Origin of the sequence: Pseudoduganella sp. R-34 (assembly GCF_049904655.1) — a bacterium.
Classification (GTDB): Bacteria; Pseudomonadota; Gammaproteobacteria; order Burkholderiales; family Burkholderiaceae_D; genus Rugamonas.
The window spans coordinates 2,107,192-2,126,668 of sequence record NZ_CP184572.1 but is presented as its reverse complement, the minus strand read 5'-3'; the positions used below and the strand labels follow the sequence as shown (position 1 = coordinate 2,126,668).

The 19,477-nt window shown below is 61.8% G+C and carries 18 protein-coding genes; 17 read left to right on the top strand and 1 reads right to left on the bottom strand.

What is annotated here, in order from left to right:
- Positions 1 to 265: 265 nt before the first annotated feature.
- The 16 genes from ACN9MW_RS09760 to ACN9MW_RS09685 all read left to right on the top strand — a co-directional run bounded on the left by ACN9MW_RS09760 (position 266) and on the right by ACN9MW_RS09685 (position 17,583).
- Complete coding sequence (locus tag ACN9MW_RS09760; protein ID WP_426170319.1) at positions 266 to 1,135, top strand: BadF/BadG/BcrA/BcrD ATPase family protein; 870 nt, start codon at positions 266 to 268, stop codon at positions 1,133 to 1,135.
- Between the two features lie 60 nt (positions 1,136 to 1,195).
- Complete coding sequence (locus ACN9MW_RS09755) at positions 1,196 to 1,873, top strand: GntR family transcriptional regulator (RefSeq protein ID WP_426172167.1); 678 nt, start codon at positions 1,196 to 1,198, stop codon at positions 1,871 to 1,873.
- Positions 1,870 to 2,982: an N-acetylglucosamine-6-phosphate deacetylase gene (gene nagA, locus ACN9MW_RS09750; RefSeq protein WP_426170317.1), complete on the top strand. Its 1,113-nt coding sequence runs from the start codon at positions 1,870 to 1,872 to the stop codon at positions 2,980 to 2,982. The genes ACN9MW_RS09755 and nagA overlap by 4 nt, the downstream gene beginning before the upstream one ends.
- Positions 2,972 to 3,985 carry an SIS domain-containing protein gene (locus ACN9MW_RS09745; protein WP_426170316.1) on the top strand — a complete coding sequence of 338 codons (1,014 nt, stop codon included), beginning with the start codon at positions 2,972 to 2,974 and terminating at the stop codon, positions 3,983 to 3,985. Before nagA ends, ACN9MW_RS09745 begins: the two co-directional genes overlap by 11 nt.
- A 17-nt stretch (positions 3,986 to 4,002) precedes the next feature.
- On the top strand, positions 4,003 to 5,367 hold the full coding sequence (locus ACN9MW_RS09740) for an ABC transporter substrate-binding protein (RefSeq protein WP_426170314.1): 1,365 nt from the start codon (positions 4,003 to 4,005) through the stop codon (positions 5,365 to 5,367).
- Complete coding sequence (locus tag ACN9MW_RS09735) at positions 5,364 to 6,203, top strand: carbohydrate ABC transporter permease (RefSeq protein ID WP_426170313.1); 840 nt, start codon at positions 5,364 to 5,366, stop codon at positions 6,201 to 6,203. The genes ACN9MW_RS09740 and ACN9MW_RS09735 overlap by 4 nt, the downstream gene beginning before the upstream one ends.
- A complete protein-coding gene (locus tag ACN9MW_RS09730; RefSeq protein ID WP_426170312.1) occupies positions 6,200 to 7,003 on the top strand; it encodes a carbohydrate ABC transporter permease in 804 nt (267 codons plus the stop codon). The genes ACN9MW_RS09735 and ACN9MW_RS09730 overlap by 4 nt, the downstream gene beginning before the upstream one ends.
- Complete coding sequence (locus tag ACN9MW_RS09725; protein ID WP_426170310.1) at positions 7,000 to 8,487, top strand: glycoside hydrolase family 3 N-terminal domain-containing protein; 1,488 nt, start codon at positions 7,000 to 7,002, stop codon at positions 8,485 to 8,487. The genes ACN9MW_RS09730 and ACN9MW_RS09725 overlap by 4 nt, the downstream gene beginning before the upstream one ends.
- 16 nt (positions 8,488 to 8,503) lie before the next feature.
- The gene (locus ACN9MW_RS09720; protein ID WP_426170309.1) at positions 8,504 to 9,793 is read left to right on the top strand and encodes an MFS transporter; all 1,290 of its coding nucleotides are present in this window, start codon (positions 8,504 to 8,506) and stop codon (positions 9,791 to 9,793) included.
- A gap of 3 nt (positions 9,794 to 9,796) precedes the next feature.
- Entirely contained in the window at positions 9,797 to 10,894 is a 1,098-nt protein-coding gene (locus ACN9MW_RS09715; protein WP_426170307.1) for an ABC transporter ATP-binding protein, read from the top strand.
- 95 nt (positions 10,895 to 10,989) lie between these two features.
- The gene (locus ACN9MW_RS09710; RefSeq protein WP_426170306.1) at positions 10,990 to 12,282 is read left to right on the top strand and encodes a tetratricopeptide repeat protein; all 1,293 of its coding nucleotides are present in this window, start codon (positions 10,990 to 10,992) and stop codon (positions 12,280 to 12,282) included.
- Positions 12,283 to 12,446: 164 nt separating this feature from the next.
- Complete coding sequence (locus tag ACN9MW_RS09705; protein ID WP_426170304.1) at positions 12,447 to 14,141, top strand: PoNe immunity protein domain-containing protein; 1,695 nt, start codon at positions 12,447 to 12,449, stop codon at positions 14,139 to 14,141.
- 13 nt (positions 14,142 to 14,154) lie between these two features.
- Complete coding sequence (locus ACN9MW_RS09700; protein WP_426170303.1) at positions 14,155 to 14,676, top strand: carbapenem self-resistance protein CarG family protein; 522 nt, start codon at positions 14,155 to 14,157, stop codon at positions 14,674 to 14,676.
- Positions 14,677 to 15,639, top strand: a complete 963-nt coding sequence (locus tag ACN9MW_RS09695; protein ID WP_426170301.1) for a hypothetical protein — start codon at positions 14,677 to 14,679, stop codon at positions 15,637 to 15,639.
- Positions 15,640 to 15,663: 24 nt separating this feature from the next.
- The gene (locus ACN9MW_RS09690) at positions 15,664 to 16,656 is read left to right on the top strand and encodes a hypothetical protein (RefSeq protein WP_426170300.1); all 993 of its coding nucleotides are present in this window, start codon (positions 15,664 to 15,666) and stop codon (positions 16,654 to 16,656) included.
- A 6-nt stretch (positions 16,657 to 16,662) separates the two neighbouring features.
- Positions 16,663 to 17,583: a hypothetical protein gene (locus ACN9MW_RS09685; RefSeq protein ID WP_426170298.1), complete on the top strand. Its 921-nt coding sequence runs from the start codon at positions 16,663 to 16,665 to the stop codon at positions 17,581 to 17,583.
- A gap of 27 nt (positions 17,584 to 17,610) precedes the next feature.
- On the opposite strand, the gene ACN9MW_RS09680 is transcribed toward ACN9MW_RS09685, so the two are convergent.
- Positions 17,611 to 18,231, bottom strand: coding sequence for a hypothetical protein (locus tag ACN9MW_RS09680; RefSeq protein ID WP_426170296.1), 621 nt, complete (start codon positions 18,229 to 18,231; stop codon positions 17,611 to 17,613).
- Positions 18,232 to 18,610: 379 nt separating this feature from the next.
- Here ACN9MW_RS09680 and ACN9MW_RS09675 point away from each other — a divergent pair, with 379 nt between their 5' ends.
- Entirely contained in the window at positions 18,611 to 19,450 is an 840-nt protein-coding gene (locus ACN9MW_RS09675; RefSeq protein ID WP_426170295.1) for a M15 family metallopeptidase, read from the top strand.
- Positions 19,451 to 19,477: the final 27 nt, after the last annotated feature.

Sequence of the window (19,477 nt, the reverse complement as noted above, 5' to 3'; positions counted from 1 at the left end):
ACGCCTGAGGCGCCGGCAGCGATTAGCTTTTCTCCCGAGCCCGGCCAGCGTGCCGGGCTTTTTTTCGTCCATATTGCAACTTTGGCACCACAGTCCATACCAAAGTGCATACCATTAGCGACAGCACAATTTCAATTACAAATCAAAGAGTTGTGATTGAAAATCTGAGTTTAGCTGCAGACCTAAACAATACCAGTTAAATACCTGTTGACAAGCTGGTGTGCTCCTCATATAGTCGCCACAGTTCTTTTCATCCCTTGAAAAAATGATCGAATTCCTGATAGGCGTCGATGGCGGCGGCAGCGGCACACGGGTGCGCCTGGCGCGGGCCGACGGACAGTTGCTGGGCGAAGGCCAAGCCGGTCCATCTGCCCTGCTGCACGGCATTAAGAATGCATGGGCTGCCGTTGAAGAAGCCGTGGGGCGCGCCTTCGAAGCGGCCGGCGTGACGCAACCGGCGCGCGAACACATTGCGATCGGGCTGGGGCTGGCCGGCGTGCACAACAAGCAGTGGGCCGCCAATTTCGTGGCCGCCAATCCCGGTTTTGCCGCGGTGGCGCTGGAAACCGATGCGTTTACCACGGTGCTCGGCGCTCACGAAGGCCAGCCGGGCGCCATCATCGCCCTGGGCACCGGCAGCGTGGGCGAAATCCTGCATGCCGATGGCGCGCGCCATGAAGTGGGCGGCTGGGGCTTCCCTTCCGGCGACGAAGCCGGCGGCGCATGGATCGGCATGAAGGCGATCAACCATGTGCAGCAAGTGGTCGACGGCCGGGTCCGGGGCAGCGCCTTCTCGCAGGCGGTGGCCGAGGCGTGCGGAGGCAGCCGTGACCGCATCCAGGTCTGGCTGGCAAATGCCAACCAGACCGCCTTTGCGCAACTGGCTCGCATCGTGCTGCAATTTGGGGAAAGCGATGCGACCGCGCGCGGCATCCTGTCCGAAGCTGGCCAGCAGGTGGCGCTGATCGCCCATGGCCTGGACCCGAGCGGCACCTTGCCGATCGCCCTGTGCGGCGGCCTCGGTGAGCCGCTGCGCGCTTTCCTGCCGCCTGCCCTGCTGCAGCGGATTGTTCCACCCAGGGGCGATTCGGCCGCGGGTGGCCTGCGCCTGATCCAACAACATTTGAAGGAGTAGCCCGTGCTATCCCAGTTGAGCGATTTCCGGCCTGACGCCGACAGCGACACCCCTCTGTACATGCAGTTGGCAAACAAGCTGTCCGATGGCATAGCAAGCGGCGACTGGCGCGCCAACGAGGCGCTGCCTTCCGAACGCGTGCTGTCGGAAATACTCAATATCTCGCGGGTGACCGCGCGCAAGGCGATCGACATGCTGTGCGCGCGCGGCATGCTGACGCGCCGCCGCGGTTCGGGGACCTACATCACGCCCAAGCTGGAACAGCCGCTGTCGCGCCTGACCAGCTTTTCGGAAGAGCTGCGCCAGCGCGGCTTTACCGCCGGCTCGCGCTGGCTGCAGCGCGAGATCGGCGTGGCGGCGCCGCTGGAACTGCTGTCGCTCGGCCTGTCGCCGAACATGCCGGTGGCGCGCCTGAAGCGCCTGCGCACGGCCGACGACGTGGTGATGGCGATCGAGACCTCGACCATTCCGGCCATGTACATGCCCGATCCCGGCACGGTGCACGGCTCGCTGTACGGCTACCTGGAGGCCAGCGGCAATGTACCGATGCGCGCGCTGCAGCATATCCGCGCCATCAATGCCAATGCCGAGCAGGCGCGCCTGGCCAATATCGCGCCCGGCACCGCCATGCTGCACATTACGCGCGTGAGCTACCTGGAAAGCGGCGCAGCGGTAGAACTTACCCACTCCTACTGCCGGAGTGACTATTATGAATTTGTAGCGGAGTCGCGTCGATGAACGAGGCAATCAAAGGCAATATCCTGACACCGTCCGGCTGGCTGAACGGAACGATTTCCTTCGGCGAGCGGATCGAGGACGTCACGGGCAGCAGCACCGACCCGGCAGCGAACGGCGACGACTATATCCTGCCCGGCTTCATCGACCTGCACGTGCACGGCGGCGCCGGCAAGGACGTGATGGAGGGCGGCGATGCGGTGCACGCCATTGCGGCAATCCACGCGCGCCACGGCACCACCTCCATGCTGGCCACCACCATGACGGCCCCGCCGGAAGACATCGACGTGGCGCTGGCCGCCATCGGCAAGGCCGTGCGCCAGCGCGGCAAGGGCGAAGCGCGCGTGCTGGGGGCTCACCTGGAAGGCCCTTATATCAATAGCGGCAAGCTCGGGGCGCAGCCAAATTTTGCGCGCGCCGCCACCATTGAAGAAGTCCATCGACTGGAAACGCTGGCGCCGATGCGCGTGATCACCGTGGCGCCTGAAATCTCGGGCCACCTGGAACTGGTGCGCGACCTGGCCAACCACGGCGTGCGCGTCCAGATCGGCCATACGCTGGGCTCCTATGAGGAAGGCGTGGCGGCGCTGGACCACGGCGCCACCGGCTTCACCCATTTGTTCAACGCGATGAGCGGCCTGCACCACCGCGAGCCCGGCATGGTCGGCGCCGCGCTGGCGCACGCCGAATTCGCCGAGCTGATTCCCGATCTCCTGCACGTGCATCCGGGCGCAATCAAGGGCGCGCTGCGCGCCATCCCGCGCCTGTATTGCGTGACCGATTCGACGGCTGCCACCGGCATGCCGGACGGCGAATACATGCTGGGCCGCCACATCGTCCATAAATGCATGGGCGGCGTGCGCCTGCCCGACGGCACCCTGGCCGGCTCCACGCTGACGCTGGACCAGGCGCTGCGCAACCTGGTCGGGCTGGGCCTCGACCTGGCCGACGCCTCCAAACGAGTTTCCACCCATGCAGCCGACTACCTCGGCCTGCAGGACCGCGGCCGCCTGGCACGCGGCGCGTATGCCGACCTGGTCGTGATGGACCGGGACTTGAAACTGAAAGCCGTTTATATCGAAGGAGAACGTTGTGACCTCAATGATGCTTAAAGAAGCCCTGTCTGCCGCCGACTGCGTGGAACAGCAGCTGGCGAACGACACCGACCGCTACGCGGAACTGGGCCGCAAACTGAGGAGCACGCCGTTCAACTCCGCGCTAACGGTGGCGCGCGGCAGCTCGGACCATGCCTGCAACTACATCGCCTACCTGATCATGTCGCGCCTGGGGCGGGTGGTCGCTTCGCTGCCAATGTCCCTGGTGACGCTGCACAAATCGCCGCTGATCACGCGCGATACGCTGGTGGTGTCGGTCTCGCAATCCGGCCAGAGCCCGGACGTGGTAGAACCAATCCGCTATTTCCGCGACGGCGGCGCGACCACCGTAGCACTGGTCAACGACGCTGAATCGCCGCTGGCGCACAGCGCCGAATGGGCCATGCCGCTGCGCGCTGGCAAGGAGCAGAGCGTGGCCGCCACCAAGAGCTTCATCACGTCCCTCGTCGCCGGCGCGCGCCTCGTTGCGCACTGGCAGAACGACCCGGACCTGCTGGAAGGCCTGGCGGCCCTGCCGGATGCACTGCGCGCAGCCTGCAATGTGGACTGGTCGCCGGCCATTGAAGTCCTGGCCCCGGCCCGCAACATCATGGTGGTCGGGCGCGGCATCAGCTTCCCGGTCGCCCTGGAGGCTTCGCTGAAATTCAAGGAGACCTCGGCCCTGCAGGCGGAAGCCTTCTCCGGCGCGGAAATCAAGCACGGCCCGATGGCGCTGATCGAGGAAGGCTATCCTCTGCTGATCTTCGCAACGCGCGGCCCGACCCAGGCTGGCTTGCTGGCACTGGCGGAAGAAATGCGCGGCCGCGGCGCGCGCGTGCTGCTGGCGGCGCCGGAGGACGTGGCAACGCGCGACCTGACCTTGCCGGTTGCGGCCACGCCGGATCTCGACCCGATTGTTGCGATCCAGGCCTTCTACGTGATGGCGGCCAAGCTGTCCGCAGCGCGCGGCCTGGACCCGGATCGTCCGCGCCACCTGAACAAAGTCACCAAGACCCACTGATTTGCGCGCGGCCATCAATGAAGAACAGACTCCTGCTTGCTGCATTGATGGCCGTTGCCGGCGCCGCATTCGCCGCGCCGGTGCAGCATATCGAGTTCTGGACCTTCAGCATGAAGCCGCGCTTCACGCCCTACTTCGAGGACGTGGTACAGCGCTATGAGGCCGCAAATCCCGGCGTCAAGCTCGAATGGGTCGACTTCCCCTGGGACATCATCCAGACCAAGCTGGTCACGCGCATCGTGGCGGGTAAGCCGCCGGCGCTGGTCAACCTGAACGTGCCGTGGGCCGAGGAGTTCGCGCGCGACGGGCTGTTGACGCCTGTCGATCCGCTGCTGGGCGCCGATCGCGCACGCTATCTGCAAAGCACCTTGCGCGATCTTTCGTTCTCGGGCAAGACTTACGGCTTCCCGATGTACAGCAATGTCGCTGTGATCGCCTATAACCGCGAGATCTTCCGCGCCGCCGGCATTCCACACGCGCCGCGCAATCTCGATGAACAGCTCGCGTTCGCGCGCCAGATCGCCCAGCGTACCGGCAAGGCCGGCCTGTGCCCCGCCCTTTCAAAGGTTGATGGCCTGATGCTGCAGCAAGGCCTTCCGGTACTGGCTGGCGGACGGGCGGTATTCAACACGCCTGCGCACGTCGCCTTTGTCGCCAAGCTGGCCGAGACCTATCGCGCTGGAGGCCTGCTGAAGGATGGCTTGTTTGCCGAGGATAACTTCCCGCCTGCGGTGGAGGCCTATAAGAGCGGACGCCTGGGAATGCTGCTGGCGCCGCCGACGGCGTTGAAGCGCATCCAGGCCGATGCGCGCGAAGTCTACGCCCACACCGATGTGGCGCCCGCGCCGCTGGGGCCGACCGGGATCGCCGACGGCGGTTGGCTGATCCACTTTGGCGTGCCGGCCCGTGTGCCAGCGGCGGACTTGCCCGGCATCGGCAAGTTCGCCCGCTTCCTCACCAGCGATGCGAACCAGCTTGAATTCGCGCGCCAGGCCAGCGTGTTTCCAGCCTCGGCGCAGGCTGCCAATGATCCCTTCTTCACCGCCGTGCCGCCGAATGCTGGCGCAGCGGAAAAAGCCGTTGCCGCCGGCGCCGTATCGATGCCCTATTCCCGCACGATGTACGTGGCCGGCATCGAAGACTACGACGAACTGCGGCGCGCGCTGGTGAAGGCAGTCGAAGCCGGCGTCACCGGCCGCCAGGATATCCAGCAAGCGCTCAACGCCGCAGTCGCCATCTGGAACCGCAAGCTTGCGTTAATAAAGTCGGGGTCAGGTCTGGCAATCGGACACGGGCTCAACCGTAGGCCCTGCCTACGGTTGAGCCCGTGTCCGATTGCCAGACCTGACCCCGACTTGTTAGCTGTAAGGGACGGACAATGAAGCGCTCGTTGGCTGCCTGGCTGTTTCTCGCACCGGCATTGGTGCTGCTGGCCGTCTTTGCGTTCTGGCCGGTGCTTTTCGGCTCCGTGCTGGCGTTCACCGACTTCTCGCTGGTGCGGCCGACGCATTGGGCCGGCTTGGACAACTTCCGCTACATCTTCAATAACGAGATGTTCGTCACCGGCCTGAAAAACTCGCTGGTTTTCCTGCTGATCGTGCCCTGCGTGCAGCTCGGCGCCATTACGTTGGCTGTGCTGGTGAACAACCAGCTCCCGGGCGTCAAGATGTTCCGCGCCGCGTATTACGTGCCTGTGGTGACGACTGTCTCGGTGGTCGGCATCATGTGGGGTTTCATGTTCCACGAACAGGGCGCGCTGAATTACATTCTCGGCACCCGCATCGGCTGGCTGCAGGACGATACTTTTGCGCTGGCCGCGATCATGTTCGTCACGTTGTGGCGCGGCCTTGGCTGGTATATGGTGATGTACCTGGCCGCGCTGCAATCGGTGCCACAGGAAATGCAGGAGGCGGCGATTCTCGACGGCGCCTCGCGCTGGCAGCGCTTCTGGCATATCACGGTACCAATGCTGCGCCCGACCATCATGGTCTGCACCATCCTTTCCGTGCTGGGCGCGCTGAAGGCCTACCAGGAAGTGGACGTCCTGACCCAGGGCGGGCCGATGAACTCCACCTTCACCGCCCTGTACTACGCCTACGACCAGGGACTCAAGCACCTGAAGCTGCCGCGCGCCCTGGCGGCAAGCTTCATCGTTTCCCTGATCTGCATCGGCATCGCCTTGCTTTGCCTGCGCTACCTGAAGCCAAAGCACCGATGAAAAAGACCGCACAATACCTGCTGCTGGCCGCCATCGCGCTGCTGTGCATCTTTCCGTTCTGGTGGACGCTGGTCACGGCGCTGTCCACGGAAGGCAATATCTTCTCCTACCCGCCGACTTTCTGGCCCAGGCAGCCGTCGCTGGAGAACTTCGCCGAGGTATTCCGCGTCATCCCGATCTGGTCCTTCCTGAAAAACTCGATCCTGATCACGGCCTGCACCGTGCTGTGGAAACTCGTGCTGTGCTCCATGGCTGCCTACCCGCTGGCGCGCCTGCACTTCAGGGGCAAGAAGCTGGTATTCGGCCTGATCGTCGCGACCATGGTGCTGCCGTCCGAAGTCAACTTCCTGGTCAATTTCATCACTGTGACGGAACTGGGGCTGGTCGACACTTGCTCGGGCGTGATCCTGCCTAACGTGGTGAATGCGGTCGCGATCCTGCTGCTGAAACAGGCTTTCGAGGAAGTGCCGCAAGACCTGGTCGATGCTGCCCGCGTCGACGGCGCCTCGGAATGGACCATCTTCAGCAAGATCATGCTGCCGCTGATCGCCCCGTGGCTGGCGACAGTCGGCATCCTGACCGCCGTCGAAGCATGGAACGAATACATCTGGCCATCGATCGTCATGAGCAAGCCGGACGAATTCCCGCTGTCGGTGGGCGTGCTGTATTTGCGCGGCACCTTCGGCAGCAGCACGCGCGTGATCGCGGCAGGTACCATCATCACCATAGTGCCGACACTGGCGGCATTCCTTTTCACCCAACGTTACTTCATGCGCGGCATGGACGGAGCAGTCAAATGAGCACACAAGAACTACGAAAAATCGCGGGACAACTGATCATGATCCGCTTTCCCGGCACGGTGCTGGACCAGGCGACTGCCGATTTCATCCGCGCGAACGGCATCCGCGGCGTGTGCCTGTTCCGCGGGAACATGACCGACTCCGTGCAACTGGCCAGGCTGACCGCCGACCTGCGCGACGCCATGGGCCCGAACGCGCTGATCGCCATCGACCAGGAAGGCGGCGCTGTGGTGCGTTCGACCTGGGTGCCGGCGCCGCCTGCGGCAATGGGCTTGGGCGCGGCCGACGATGCCGACCTGGCCTACCGCACCGGCGCTGCCGTGGCGCGCGCCGCCAAGTCGCTCGGCTTCAACTGGAATTTCGCGCCCGTGCTGGACTTGAACAACAATCCGGACAATCCTGTGATCGCCGAGCGCTCCTTCGGCGCCGAGCCGAAACGCGCGGTGGAACTGGCCATGGCCTGGATGGCCGGCAGCCATGCCGAAGGCGTCGCCTGCTGCGTCAAGCATTTCCCCGGCCACGGCGACACCCACGTCGATTCGCACCGCGACCTGCCGACCGTCGACAAGGCATTGCCGGAACTGGACCTGCTGGAGCTGGCGCCATTTCGCACCGCCGCCCCGGTGGCGCCGGCCATGATGACCGCCCACATCGTCTACCCTGCCATCGATCCGGATAATCCCGCCACCATGTCGCCGGCCATCCTGGACGGCATCCTGCGCAAGCAATGGAACTACAAGGGCATTATCATCACCGACGGCATGGACATGCACGCCATCGCCGGCCGCTACGGCGTGGGCAACGCCGCCGTGCGCGCCTTGCTGGCCGGGGCCGACATGGTGATGGCGCTTGGCACCACCGAAACCCAGAACGAAACCCTGGACGCCATCGCGGCTGCGCTGGCCGATGGTTCCCTGTCGCAGTCTGCTGTCGACGAACGCCTGGCGCGCCTTAACGCGCTGGCGCAAGCCTATCCTTGCCAGCAGCGCTCCTATAAGGAAGATGCCGCGGACCGCGTGATCATGGCCGAAGGCTGGCGTCGCGCATTGACAGCACGCGGCAATCCGCAACGTCCCGCGCCGGGCAGCAAACTGCGCCTGGTGGTACGGCAGGATGTGGTCAGCGATGGCGTTTCCGAAGCCGGCGTACCGGCAGCCACCGTGGCCGCTTCGCTGGGCAAGCTGTACGACGTGGACCTGGTCACCTTCGCCGACGCCAACACCTTTGACTGGTCGGCGCTGCCGCAGGATGGCCGCTTCACCGTGCTGGCCTCCACATCGCGCCTGCGCTACGGCGACAACGCCCGCAACAACTGGAAGCCGGACCTGCACCTGGCGTTGTGGAACCCGTACCAGGCGCTGGACATCCAGTCCCCGGCCCTGATGACCTATGGCTTCGCCGCTCCCGCACTGGAAGCCGTCAACGCCTGGCTGTCGGGCGAACTTGAAGCCACCGGCCGCTGCCCGGTTCCCGGCTTTGCTTAAGGCTTAAGGAGAGAAGATGGACGCCGCACGCCACAACCCGCTGAAATGGATCCCCACGCTGTACCTGGCGCAGGGCCTGCCCTACTTCGCCATTGCGCTCGTCTTCGGCCAGATGATGAAGAGCATGAACATGTCGAACGCGGAAATCAGCCACTGGCTGGCCTTCCTCGGCGGCGCCTGGATCTTCAAACCCTTGTGGAGTCCATTCCTGGAACTGGCGTCCAGCAAAAAGCTGGTCGTGGTCAGCCTGCAGCTGTTCGGCGGCGTGGGCCTTGGCCTGGTGGCGCTCGCGCTGCAATTCCCGTTCTGGCTCAGCGCCAGCATCGGCGTGCTGTTCCTGGTGTCGATCGCCTCCGCTACCCATGATATTTCCTGTGACGGGCTGTACATCGCCAGCCTGAACAAGAAGGCACAGGCGCAATACGCCGGCTGGACCGGTACTTTCTTCAATGCCGGCCGATTCCTGGCACAAGGCGGCTTGCTGATGCTGGCTGGCTACCTGGAGAAGACCCAGGGCGTTACCGCCGCCTGGACCGTCATCTTCGGCATCCTCGGCCTGACGATGTGCGCATTGGGCACATATAACCTCTGGGCGCTGCCCCTCAGCCCCAACGCCCGCATGGACGACCATACCGTGGGCGGCGTGGCGCGCACCCTGGTGGAAGTGATTGCCGACTACTTCCGCAAACCGGGCATCTTGATTTCGATCCTGTTCATCATCTTGTTCCGTGCCGGCGAGGCGCAGGTGCAGACGATTGGCCCGCTGTTCCTGCGCGAAGCGCGCGAGGCGGGCGGCCTTGGCCTGAGCACTGCCGAAGTAGGCGCCGTCTACGGCACCAGCGGCACTATCGCCTTCATCATCGGCTCCATCGCCGGCGGCTATTTCACCTCCTGGCTGTCGCTGCGCCGCGCCATCCTGTTCCTCATCCTGGCGATGAACTTGCCGAACCTGGTTTTCTACTTCCTGTCGCACTCCCTGCCGACCGACCTGACCACGATCGGCGTCGCCCTCAGCGTGGAAATGTTCGGCTACGGTTTTGGCTTCGTCGGCGTCATCCTGTACATGATGCAAGTCGTAGCGCCGGGTAAGTACACCACGGCGCACTACGCCTTCTCTACCGGCGTGATGCAGGGGGGCTTTGTACTATTCCGCTGGATCAGCGGCGATATCCAGATGGCGCTGGGCTACAAGAACTTCTTCCTGTGGGTACTGGTGGCTGCCATCCCCGTCACCATCCTGTCGCAGTTCATTCCGATGGAGTCGCGCGAGCGATCCGGCGGCGACGCCGTGCCCGAGGCGGCCTGATTCATGGCATCGGTCTCGCTGCGCAATATCGCCAAGCGCTATGGCGACAATGACCCGGTCATCCAGGGCATAAACCTGGACATCGCGGACGGTGAATTCACCGTGTTTGTCGGCCCGTCCGGTTGCGGCAAGTCGACGCTGCTACGCATGATCGCCGGGCTGGAAGAAATCAGCGGCGGCGAACTGCATATCGGCGGTCGGCTCGCCAACAGCGTGCCGCCGGCCCAGCGAGGACTGGCGATGGTGTTCCAGTCCTATGCGCTGTACCCGCACATGACGGTGTATGAAAACATGGCATTCGGCCTGAAGCTGGCCGGCACGCCCGCCGCCGAATTGCGCGCGGCAGTGGAACGCGCCGCCGCCACGCTGCAGATCGGCCACCTGCTCCATCGCAAGCCAAAGGAACTATCCGGCGGCCAGCGCCAGCGCGTGGCCATTGGCCGCGCCATCGTGCGCAAGCCGCAGCTGTTCCTGTTCGACGAACCGCTGTCCAACCTGGATGCCGGCCTGCGCGTACAAATGCGGCTGGAAATCGGCCGGCTGCACAAGGAACTGGGCACCACCACCATCTATGTGACGCACGACCAGGTGGAAGCAATGACGCTGGGCCAGCGCATCGTGGTGTTCAACGGCGGCAAGGTTGAACAGGCAGGCACGCCGCAGCAACTGTATAACAGCCCGGCCAACCTGTTCGTGGCCGGCTTCCTCGGCGCGCCGCGCATGAACTTCATCCCGGGCGAAGTGATGGCCGTGGGCGCCACGCACGTGGCGGTGCTACTGCCGGGCGGCGCCATCGTCGAAGTGGCGGTCCTGCCCGGCGAGGTCGAGCGCGGCGCCAGCGTCACGCTTGGCGTGCGTCCGGAACACCTGCAATTGCGGGAAGAAGCTTACAATGCGGCCGCTGTCGCGATCAGCCATGTGGAGTATCTTGGCGATCAGTCAATCGTTTACGCGGCCTTGCGCGGCATGGCGGAGGCGCTGGCGGTGAAACTGGCACAGGATCATCCGCTGCCAGCTCCCGGCGCAACTGCCACGCTGTTCCTGCCGCCGGAGCGCTGCATGCTGTTTGCGGCCGATGGCACGGCTTTCGACCGGCCATAATAAATCGTTACAATTGGCTACTTCAGAAAACCGGTCCCATGACGAAATTATGGGAGAATAGACGTTTGCCTCAACCACAAGAAGGATCACATACCATGACCCAACATCGTTTCGCACGTATCGGCCTGCTGCTGGCAGCCATCGGCCTGGGCGCCGTCCCGGCGCTGGTCCAGACCGCACACGCGCAAGACAAACAGGCTGCCGCGGCTCCACAAGAGACGGTGCGCAAAGAGATGGTTAAATTCCTGGACAGCAAAATCCTGGCCCCTCTGCTGGATGCCAAAAAATATGGCGAAGTGAACGCCTTGCTGGACCAGGCAGATGCAATGCCGAACAAATCCTCCTACGAGCAGTATTTCATCAACCGCATGCGCCTGGCCACCGCCCTTGGCATGGGCGACAAGCCCAAGCTGATCGAAATGCTGGAGTACGTGCTGGCCTCGGGCCGCCTGGAGAAAGAAGAGAAGGCCAAGTTCACGCAAGCGCTGGCAGGCTACTACCAGGAACAGAAGAACTACCCCAAGACCATCGAAAACCTGCAGAAGTACGGCGAACTGTCCGGCGACCCGAAAGTGGCGCGCCAGATCATGGCGATCCGCTTCGAATCGGGCGATTACAAGGGCGTGCAGGCCGACCTGCTGAAGAAGCTGAACGACAGCATCAAGGCTAACCAGCCAATGACCCGCGAAGAGCTGCACATGCTGGCCGACGCCTCGCATCGCCTGAAGGACAAGGCTACCTACCTGACGGCGCTGGAAGGCCTGGTGCGCTGGCATCCACGTGACCGCTACTGGTCGGACATGCTGTACCGCACCCGCGGCAAGGAAAACTACTCCACCCGCTTCTCGGCTGACATCATTCGCCTGCAGAAAGTGGCCACCACCAAGATGGAAGAACAGGACTACGTGGAACTGGCCGAAGTCGACCAGCTCGAAGGCCAGTTCATCGAAGGCAAGGCCGCCCTGGATGCCGGCATCGCCAACGGTGCTGTGACCCAGAACGCCAAGATCAAGAAGCTGAAGGGCGAACTTGACAGGCAAGCCGCAGACGACATGAAGAACATCGCCTCCACCGAATCATCGGCCCGCAAGGCCAAGAACGGCACCGGCATGGTCAACCTTGGTTACGCGTTCGTGACCATGGGCCAGTATGACAAGGGTATCCAGCTGATCCAGGACGGCATCGCCAAAGGCGGCCTGAAAAACGCGGAAGATGCCAAGCTGCGCCTGGGCTACTCCTACGCGATGGCCGGCAAGAAGGACGAAGCCATCAAGATCCTGGAAACCGTGCAAGGCGCCGATGGCCGTGCCGACCTGGCGCGCTACTGGATCCTGTGGGTCAACCGTCCATACCCAGCGACTGCTGGCGACGACGAGAAACAAGGCTAAGCAGGACGCCTGAACGTCTATGCAATACAACAAAGCGGGATTGGCTTTCGGGCTCTTCCCGCTTTTTTTCGCCTGCTACCCCCGATTCAATTGAATCACTCTTGCCGTTCACGAAATTCTAGGCTGTAATGGCGGTCCGCATCGTTACAGAAAGAGCAACACCCATGCATGCCCCGCTGTCAGAAAGCGACTTTCACCAGTCCCTGCGCGAACCCCTGCTTAGGTATCACGGCTACGAAGAAAACTTCCATGACCAGCTCGAGACGTTCGAGCATGTGAGGGAACGCCTGCAGCAACCGCCCGAGATGATCTCGGCGATCCCGCTCTATAACCTGATGAACACGACCAAGCGCCTGGCGACTGACGCCACCGCGTTCCTGGTCAACTGCTATAGCGGCGGGCATGACATCGCCCAGCTTCAAGCTTTCTACGACCGTGCGGTCGAACATTGGGAAACCTACGCCCACTACAACCAGGCCTATAACGACAGCAATGATCGCGAGACACCGTGGCCGCATGTTGCGCTGGCCGGTCCGGAGTACCATCAGGCGCTGACCATGGTTTGCCTTGGCCTCCTGCTCGGCAAGCAGGATATGCTGCATCGCCTGGTGCCGCTGATCGACTACCGCAATGAGAAGCGCGACGCGCTGGTCGAACGCTTGCTCAGTTGCTGCGTCGAAGGGCGCGATCCGTCTGTCGGCATCTGCCGCCGCAACCTGCCGTATTCGAAGGTTCTCCCCATCTTTGCCGCGCAGCCCGCCGAACGGCCGGCACTGATGGCGCAATATCTCGCAGAATGGTACGAGGCCAGCCGCCGCGAAAACTATTACGACCTGCACAAATCTGGTTACCAGTTCGTCGGCTACTGGTCGTGGGAGGCGGCCGCCATCACCCTGGTGCTGGGCATCGACGATGCGAGCTATCGCCACCTGCCCTACTATCCGGCGCACATGGCCGCCTTTGCACGCCAGGCCAATGCAGGCAAGATGCCGACGTACGTCGCCGCATCCATCGTGGAAAGCGCCGAACTGGCGCCGCCCGATACGCTCGAAGACCTGGCCATGTTTTGGCGGCACAAGAAGCTGTCCCCTGCCGATTTCGAGCAGCGGCGCCGCTCCAGCCGCATGCGCTATGACAGCTACGAGGAAAACCTGGCGCACTTCACCGACAAGGTCTGTTACGAATGCGCCGACCCGGATCAGTATGACGGAGCACACCTGCTGGCATGGGAGTCCGTGAATCACCTGCGCAATAGCTACAGCGCCGGCCATGCATTGGAGGACCTCAATACTTTTTTTCCGCTGGCTCTCAGCTTTTGGGAAGACTACGCGCGCTTCCTAACGCCATTTACACGGCCGGAGAGCGGCGAGGACGAGGACTGCTACAAGCACTGGCTGGACCTGCAAGACGATGACTATCACACCGGCCTGTCGCTGGTGTGTTTCGCCATCCTGCTGGGCCATGAAGAGAAGCTGGCCCGCATCATGCCTATCCTTGATTATGGCAACCGTCGTCGCGACGCGCTGCTGGAGCAGTTGGTCGCACCTTTCGTGCCTGGCCGCGAAGCCCCGCCAAAAAAATGTACGCGGGGCAGACCCTACTCGCAAGCCCTGCCGATTTTCGCCGCAGCTCCCGAAATGCGCCCCGCCCTGATGGCCGGCTACATGCGTGCCTGGTACGACATGAGCGAAGACGAACCGTATTTCGGCACCAACCGCAAGGGCGTCCAGTTCTTCGGCTACTGGTCGCTGGAAGCCGCAGCCATCAGCTTCGTGCTGGGCATCGACGACGCCAGCTACCGCCAAGACCACTTCTATCCGCGCGAGCTGATCGACTTCGCCCGCTCGCACATCGCATAACCCGGAGAGTCACATGAAAGCTCATCTCCTTGGCGCGCTGCTGCTCGCCATCGGCCTGCCGCTGCACGCGCAGCAATTCATCACCCCACAACGCGACATCACAAGCATTTCGACAAACGGCATGGAACTGCAAATGCTGTACACCGACATCGACAGGAACACGCCCCACACTTTGCGCGCCATTACCTTCTTCCGCGCCAATGACAAGGGTCCAGCACAGCAGATTCCCTTCGAAATCAAGAAGCGCTTCGTCCCAGCGCTGCAACTGGAATCTGGCGCCGATTGCGCCATCAGCGGATTCCGCGCTTTCAAGACAAAGTCTGGCCTGCGTGTGGTTTATGCCGAGCGCGATGGCATGTGGGCAGACGAGCGCCGCGTGAACTTCACGGTGCTGGAATTGAAAAAGAATGATGATCCCGAGACGGTGGACGCACCGGCACTGTCCTTCCGAGAGGTCGGCAAGGTCGCCAGCAAGCGCAATTTCTGCGACGTGAACGAAGCAATGACCGCTGAAGCAGCCCGCCTGTTCAAGTAAATGATGCGCTTTACTGCAGCCCTGGTTGGCGTACTCTCAATTCAAGCCGCTTCTGGTTCTGACATCAATGGCACGTGGAAGTATGAACGCAGCCTCGATCCTCTCCAGGTCATGGATTCACCGAAGCCCCCTGCAAATCCCCATCTGCAAATTGTTGACAATGGGGTCTGGGTGAATGAAAACTGCTCCGGAAAAGCGAACAAGGAGAAGTTCAACTACTCGGAAGCCTTCCAGCTGCTGTTAAAGAATGGCTTCAATGAAGTGAAATTGAAGGATTTCCTGAAGGGGCAGGCTTCATTCGACCTAGGCCCGAAGGCTGTCTACTTCAAATCGGACGTCGGTTCGCCCAAGTGCGGCGACGATTACAAACGGCTTCTGGTCCAGGACGACACCCTGCTCGTTCCTGTTGGCGGCGTTGTTCTTCGCGTTTACCGACGCACGGGCGCCGGCCAGGGCAATTCGAATCCGCCCTCGACGATCGCGGACGGCCATCAATTCTCGCAGCTGCCTTACGATACCCTTGGCTTCTACAAGCTCTGTGCCGCCAACATTACTGGCCAGAGCGGCAAACCCAGTGCGACCACGAAGTGTGCCCCCGTCTATTACCCATATGTGGCAGATAGCGAAAGCAAGAACAGGCTCGCACAGCTAATTGGCAGTAATAACTACGAGAAACGAGGAGCACAGATGGCGCAAGACTACGCTCCTCCGTTTGCGAACAAGCTTCATCCCGTGTATACGGTTTTGCCGCTAATGAAAGACGTGACCGTGGTTCATGTGGAAGACCTCGAGCCGCAGAATGGAGAACGCGAAGTGATGTCCGGCGTATTCCTGTCGATCAAAGACGGCAAGGTGGTCGACCAGGTCGACGCCACGTGCGTCATGAATGAGAACTACATCTGCATGGCGGGCGAAACCAGGCAATACCAGCTTCAGCCGACAGGCAAGTTCAAGCACTTCTAACAAAAGCCCTGGATCGCCACGCGAATGAACCGGTTAACATCCTTCACTCTTCTTTACCTTCTGGCTCTCCTTCCCTGTTCTCATTCGTCTGCCGCGGACCTTTCCGGCACCTGGCGATTTGAAAAGGCCAGCGCTTACTACCGTCATCAGAAAACTGTTCTACCACCCGGCAAAAAGATACTCCAGATCGTCAACAATCGAACCAACTTTGATCCGCGTTGCTTAGGCACGTACCAGCGGAAAAAGTACTATTACAGCGAACTCTTTCAGTTGGCGCTTAAAGGAGGGGTAAGCGAGACTGCCCTGGGCGCCTTCATCAGGAAAGAGTTTGATGTTGCACTCCCCAAGAACGGTTTCTACTACCATCTGGAAGGCCCCTCGCAGGACTGCAGCGAAGAATTCGAAGATGTATTGGTTGACGGAGATAGATTGCTGGTCGCAGCCGGTGGCGAGACCTTTTATAGCTTTGTGCGCGCTGGAGGCATGGCCGCGAACAACGAAGCCCGCCAGCCCGAGTTAGCGGGACTCTCGCCATCTCACCTGCCGTTCGATGCCGAGATTTTTGCAAACCATTGCGAGAGCCATCTGGCCGGCCGCGGCGGAGGTTTGCGGGAAACCAGTCAATGCTCGCCGGTTTTCAACCCCTATATCGCCAGGAAAGAGAGCGCGAACTATATCGCGCAGCTTGTTGGCCACCACGACTATCGAAAAGGTGGCGCAAGTTTTGCCGATGACTACGCAACGCCTTTCTCACACGGCCTGCACCCGGTCTTTAACGTTCTCCCACCATTCAAAGGCATTGTCGTCGTTCGAGTGAACGACCTTGAGGCGGGCGAGAACGGAGGCCGCGATGTCATGGGTGGCGCTTACCTCTCCATTAAATCCGGAAAGGTCGTCGATCAGCTCAATGTACGCTGCAACCTCACTGAAGAATATATCTGCGTCGATGAGGACGGCAACCCGGAATACCAGCTTCTCGAAAGCGGTAAATTCAAGCGAATCAGACCAGCAAATTAATCAAACATGCGGCTTAAGACCACCCTGGCCTTCATCATTTCTGCCTGCTTCGCCAGCACAGGCTTCGCTTACGACTTCGAGAATGCAGTGCCATTGACGGTCGGCGTCCAGCTGGGCGAGACAAGGATCAACGACGTCCGGATTCGCCTGAACGGGCATGAGGTGGAACTGGCGCTCTCTTTTCACAACGCGACGAAGCATCCGCAGTATGCCGGTCTCTACGCCGCGACTCCCCTGTTCGAGTACCTTGGCGAAGGCGAAGCGTATGCAGACAAGACCTTCCGCGATCTGAAGGCGTTCCATGACGGCGCCCCATTGCGCGTAACGAGTACTCAACAGGCCTTCTTCCTCGGGCAGGACATCACCCCTGCCCTGCGCAAGGCTGGCCTTGGCCCGATTTACTCGAACGAGATCCATTGGAAAAAGCTCGAGAAGCTGCCGCTGCTACAGGGCATCCGCATCAACAACTGGCAAAGCCAGGTGACCTTCGGTTGGAGCGCGCGGATTGCGCCCGAATCAACTGCCGTTGAAAAGATCACGTATTCGGCATTGCCTCAGTTCGGGATTGAGGGCCTGGATTCCGACAACTTCTCGCAACTGGTTGAACAGCATTGCGGCGATCCCGAAATGCTGAAGGAGCTAGTCCACCGGGCTGCGCCGGAAGAAACGGGCGTGCTGGCGGAAGTCTTTCAATTCCCGCTGCCCTTCCTGAAAATGGAAAACGCCCATGTGACGATCGAGAAAGCAAGGCGCGGATGGCTGGACTCACGGCCGGTTGCCGTCCTGGCATGTGGCTATGACGGAGCACTCGGCCTTCCGTCGGAAGGCGCGATTCGGTCCGCCAACAATTCCCTCTCAATCCTGATGCTGTCGTTGCTGCCTAGTGCGCACTATGACGAAGGTCGCGCAATGCCGGCGACGAACTGAAGGGGCGCCCCTTCCGAGCTCAGAGCCTCAAGCGCCCATCGCGGCTTTTTCAAGCTTGCTGCGGCTGTACACGCGGCATTCGTTTTTCTTCCAGCGACCTTCGCAGACACGGATACGGCAGCGGGCCGCATCCTGCTTGCCCTGCTTCTTGCATTGGTCGAGCGCCTTCGACAAGGACATGCGGGCGTTTGCTGAAGTGTCGTACTTGGCGTGGGCCACCAGCGCCGCCAGGAGCTGGACGTCATTCTCCTCTTCCGCGGATGGCTGCGTGGCTTCCTGCTCGGACTCCCTGGCTGGTTTTTCCTTGGCCGGCTTGCGTACCGCCTTTGCCGCAGCGGGCTTGCTTGCGGCCGGAGTCCCGCTTTCCAGCATCTGCTTCAGCGATTCTTTTGGCTTGCCGACGACAGGCGGCGGCGATTCATCGATGATGGCTGCGACTTGTGGCGCATTCAAGGCGCCTAGCGGCGAATTGTCTGCTGGCTGTGCGGGCTGCTCTGCTGCACCGGCGGGTGCGGCAGCAGGCGCGGTCGCTGCTGCGGATGCCGGCGCTGTTGCAGGCGCCGCTGCGGCAGCCACTGTTTCGGCAGCCGGTTCACTTCCGCCGAACGACACAAACGCCAGGGCGACGGCGATCAGCAGGACGCTCACGCCGCCGGCAATCCACAAGTGTTTGCGACGCGGAGCTTCCGCAGGCGGCGGCTCAAACGCTGCCGGCGAAGCTGGTTGATTCTCTAGAGCATTTTGCTGCTCGGCCGAAAGCAGGCTTGGACGGCCTGCCGGTTTCCGGGTTTCGTTGCTTGATGACAATGGATTACTCCTGGCAAAGGTTATCATTAATATACTTTATCCCAGGAAAAAGGTGCGCACTCTAGGGCAGACCGCCTTTAACGGGGGCGCGCACGATTGAAATCCAAGTAAAAGCAGATTATCAGAACTTCAAGATATACTTTCCCGCAATAATTTATTGCTAAGGCGACACGCGCCCGCGATGTTATCAAATTAGTAATTTAGATTCCAGAGGTTAATTGTGGTGTTCGTCGCTGTCGTGCTGTATTTCCTGCTGGCTTGCGCGCTGAGCTGGATGGTCCTGTTCCCTGCCGGGCGGGCCTATGTCTCGCGCCGCCTGGAGCTGGTGGGCAGCCGTTTCCAGCGCCGCGTGCAGAACATCGCGCGCCGCGGCGGCGAGCAGGCCGGTGCACTGGGTTCGGAATCGGCCTTGGCCATGCGCCAGGGCGGAAACTTCCTGCGCGAACACAAATGGACCGCGCTTGCGGCGCTGTTCATCATGCTGCTGCCGGCAGTCGTCGCCTGGATGGCCAGCAGCCGCACCATGGTGGGCGGCTTCGATGCGCCGGTGCGCGAAGCGAACCAGCAGGTATCGGAGCTGCTGCACGGTGAGCAGCTGGTGCCGCCGGCTCCCCTGCCTCCGATGCTGTTCATGACACCGGAAGTCGAAATCGTGCGCCCTGGCCTGGTGTCGGCAAGCCGCGACTGGGCCTTGCTGGATAAGGACTATTCGCAGCGCTTGCTGCAGGCGTTCCGCATCATGAAGGAGCGCCATGGCTACGACATGGCCATCCTGGAAGGCTACCGCAGTCCTGAGCGCCAGGACGCGCTGGCGGCGCAAGGCAGCAACGTGACCAATGCCAAGGCCTTCCAGAGCTGGCACCAATACGGCCTGGCCGCCGACTGCGCCTTCCTGCGCGACGGCAAGCTCGTGATCTCGGAGCGTGATCCATGGGCCATGCGCGGATACCAGCTGTTCGGTGAAGTGGCGGAAAGCCTGGGCCTGACCTGGGGCGGCCGCTGGAAGATGATGGATTTCGGCCACACGGAGTTGCGTGTGGACGGCGTGAGAAGGAAATAGGAATTCGGAATGCCTGGAGCACATTTA

Excerpts from the sequence above, each read along its gene's own strand:
- ACN9MW_RS09690 (WP_426170300.1), top strand. The coding sequence starts at position 15,664 with ATGAACCGGTTAACATCCTTCACTCTTCTTTACCTTCTGGCTCTCCTT.
- ACN9MW_RS09735 (WP_426170313.1), top strand. The coding sequence starts at position 5,364 with ATGAAGCGCTCGTTGGCTGCCTGGCTGTTTCTCGCACCGGCATTGGTG.
- ACN9MW_RS09710 (WP_426170306.1), top strand. The coding sequence starts at position 10,990 with ATGACCCAACATCGTTTCGCACGTATCGGCCTGCTGCTGGCAGCCATC.
- ACN9MW_RS09700 (WP_426170303.1), top strand. The coding sequence starts at position 14,155 with ATGAAAGCTCATCTCCTTGGCGCGCTGCTGCTCGCCATCGGCCTGCCG.
- ACN9MW_RS09730 (WP_426170312.1), top strand. The coding sequence starts at position 6,200 with ATGAAAAAGACCGCACAATACCTGCTGCTGGCCGCCATCGCGCTGCTG.
- nagA (WP_426170317.1), top strand. The coding sequence starts at position 1,870 with ATGAACGAGGCAATCAAAGGCAATATCCTGACACCGTCCGGCTGGCTG.
- ACN9MW_RS09760 (WP_426170319.1), top strand. The coding sequence starts at position 266 with ATGATCGAATTCCTGATAGGCGTCGATGGCGGCGGCAGCGGCACACGG.
- ACN9MW_RS09740 (WP_426170314.1), top strand. The coding sequence starts at position 4,003 with ATGAAGAACAGACTCCTGCTTGCTGCATTGATGGCCGTTGCCGGCGCC.
- ACN9MW_RS09755 (WP_426172167.1), top strand. The coding sequence starts at position 1,196 with ATGCAGTTGGCAAACAAGCTGTCCGATGGCATAGCAAGCGGCGACTGG.
- ACN9MW_RS09705 (WP_426170304.1), top strand. The coding sequence starts at position 12,447 with ATGCATGCCCCGCTGTCAGAAAGCGACTTTCACCAGTCCCTGCGCGAA.
- ACN9MW_RS09720 (WP_426170309.1), top strand. The coding sequence starts at position 8,504 with ATGGACGCCGCACGCCACAACCCGCTGAAATGGATCCCCACGCTGTAC.
- ACN9MW_RS09725 (WP_426170310.1), top strand. The coding sequence starts at position 7,000 with ATGAGCACACAAGAACTACGAAAAATCGCGGGACAACTGATCATGATC.
- ACN9MW_RS09745 (WP_426170316.1), top strand. The coding sequence starts at position 2,972 with ATGATGCTTAAAGAAGCCCTGTCTGCCGCCGACTGCGTGGAACAGCAG.
- ACN9MW_RS09685 (WP_426170298.1), top strand. The coding sequence starts at position 16,663 with ATGCGGCTTAAGACCACCCTGGCCTTCATCATTTCTGCCTGCTTCGCC.
- ACN9MW_RS09715 (WP_426170307.1), top strand. The coding sequence starts at position 9,797 with ATGGCATCGGTCTCGCTGCGCAATATCGCCAAGCGCTATGGCGACAAT.
- ACN9MW_RS09695 (WP_426170301.1), top strand. The coding sequence starts at position 14,677 with ATGATGCGCTTTACTGCAGCCCTGGTTGGCGTACTCTCAATTCAAGCC.